Annotated in this window: 2 protein-coding genes and 1 pseudogene; 2 read left to right on the forward strand and 1 reads right to left on the reverse strand. The window is 26.1% G+C overall.

Annotated elements, in window-relative coordinates; translation table 4 throughout:
- Together D9R21_RS07645 and D9R21_RS06515 are read left to right on the forward strand one after the other, a co-directional pair.
- On the forward strand, positions 1–758 hold a 758-nt coding region (locus D9R21_RS07645; protein ID WP_158613979.1), incomplete at its 5' end, for a hypothetical protein.
- Positions 758–1,096 carry a hypothetical protein gene (locus D9R21_RS06515; RefSeq protein WP_126821546.1) on the forward strand — a complete coding sequence of 113 codons (339 nt, stop codon included), beginning with the start codon at positions 758–760 and terminating at the stop codon, positions 1,094–1,096. The genes D9R21_RS07645 and D9R21_RS06515, both read left to right, overlap by 1 nt.
- Positions 1,097–1,102: 6 nt before the next feature.
- On the opposite strand, the pseudogene D9R21_RS06520 reads toward D9R21_RS06515, so the two are convergent.
- Positions 1,103–1,344 (reverse strand): annotated as a pseudogene (locus tag D9R21_RS06520) (integrase core domain-containing protein); the annotation flags it as partial.

A 1,344-nucleotide genomic window follows, 5' to 3' on the forward strand; every position in this document is an offset into this window, starting at 1 on the left:
TTATTAGAAAGTTAAAAACACGATTATACAGTACTATTACCGACTTATATATTGATGATGCTAAATGAAATAACTATACAACATTACAAAGAGAAGAAATATTACCACTTAATTTTATTCCAATTGAAATTATTCCTAATAATCCTAATTTTGAGCCTTCTGCTCGTTATGGTAAACAATTTGCTAGTATTTTAGATATTATTGCTGAAAAGATAATATTAGACCCATTATTAAATAGTGGTAAATTTACCATTAATACTAATGGGGTGACTGGTGTTGTTGACCAAGAAATTAGTAAAATTTTGGCTTCATTTATTGAAAATGACTTATTATTAGTTGAAGGAGACCCTGATAGTAATTTTCAACCAGTAGACTATATCGCTGGTAATTTTAAAGGTGAACAATTAACCAAAATATATGATTGATTATTAACTAATTACTATAAAATAAATCGCCATCATGTGCCTGCTATTGCTAAGGGAGCCCAACAAACGCAAGCGGAAGTTGCTGGTGTAAATATTCAAACAAACGCATCATACGAACAAATGATATATATTAGAGAAATTAAATTAACTGAATTTATTATTAAGTTAATTAAATATGATAATGCTATTTTAAACAGTAGAACATTTAATATTAAAAATATTGATGAGTTAATTGTTGATGTTCGCTTACCGGTAAATGCTACTTTAAACAGACAATTAAAAAACAACGAAACTATTATCAATATGTCTGATGAAGAATGAGAACAAGAATAATGTTAAAACCATCTGAAAAAATGTTAGCACAATTAGTGGAAAATGATGAACCAATTGACTATTCAATTGATAGTATCCCCTTAGATTTTGCTAATCAATCACAGTATAGCGACCCCGATTTAGAACAATTATTTACCGAAGACCGTGCTAGAACCTTATATATTTATAAAATTAATAATCTTGTTAAGATAAAGCAAAAATCAACCTTAAAATATTCTCAAAATAGCGTTAAAATAGGTTTTATTGACAAAGATGAATATATTAAAATAACTGGTTATGAAATTAGTGATTTTAATTTTAAATTACAAATTCAACAAAATAGACTGCACCCATTTTAGTAAGTACTAATAAAAAGTATTTACTATTTTTTTTATTATATCTTTTTCTTTACGATTTGAATATCATGTATTTCATTTTATAACATCTTGTATATATTCTTCATGTGAATTATATATTTTATTATGGATTGTAGCTTTCTTAAGTAATGAATGAAAACTTTCTATAACAATATTATCTGCACAGTGGTATTTTTTACCCATTGAAATTATAATACCGTTAGAGACACATTTATAGTGATAAATAGCGG

The sequence above is a fragment of the Spiroplasma endosymbiont of Megaselia nigra genome (assembly GCF_003987485.1).
Lineage (GTDB): Bacteria > Bacillota_I > Bacilli_A > Mycoplasmatales > Mycoplasmataceae > Spiroplasma.